Here is a 796-nt window from a genome sequence, read left to right on the forward strand (position 1 = left end):
TAACGGGTCGGATAGCTTTACTTATACCAATGAAGAAGGCCAAGAAGCCACGGTTAATGTCACGGTGGATGCGGTTAATGATTTAACCGTCGTAGCTAACGATACCGCGACGACTAACGAAGATGCAGCGATTGATATCGATGTGCTTGCAAATGATGATGACTCAACCGATGGCACTGAAGCAGCGATCTCGCCAGTAGCCTCTGTTACCCAAGGTAGTAACGGTTCAGTAGTAGTTAATGCCGATGGCACGGTGAAATACACACCGAATGCAGACTTTAACGGGTCGGATAGCTTTACTTATACCAATGAAGAAGGCCAAGAAGCCACGGTTAATGTCACGGTGGATGCGGTTAATGATTTAACGGTTGTGGCTAACGATACCGCAAGCACTAACGAAGATGCGGCGATTGATATTGATGTGCTTGTAAATGATGATGACTCAACCGATGGCACTGCAGCGGCGGTTTCGCTGGTAGAAAGTGTGACTCAAGGTACCAACGGTATCGTGACTATCAATGCCGATGGCACGGTGAAATACACACCGAATGCTGACTTTAACGGGTCGGATAGCTTTACTTATACCAACGAAGAAGGCCAGGAAGCCACGGTTAATGTCACGGTTGATGCCGTGAATGACCTTACGGTTGTCGCTAACGATACCGCGACGACTAACGAAGATGCCGCGATTGATATCGATGTGCTTGCAAATGATGATGACTCAACCGATGGCACTGCAGCAGCGATCTCACCAGTAGAAAGCGTGACTCAAGGCGCTAATGGTTCAGTAGTAGTT

General features: G+C 47.9%; 1 protein-coding gene. It reads left to right on the top strand.

Annotated elements, in window-relative coordinates:
• The coding region (locus tag MT390_RS19690; RefSeq protein WP_499442908.1) for a tandem-95 repeat protein at window positions 1-796 on the top strand (796 nt) is incomplete at both ends.

Source organism: Vibrio sp. 2-Bac 85, assembly GCF_037546705.1.
Lineage (GTDB): Bacteria > Pseudomonadota > Gammaproteobacteria > Enterobacterales > Psychromonadaceae > Psychromonas.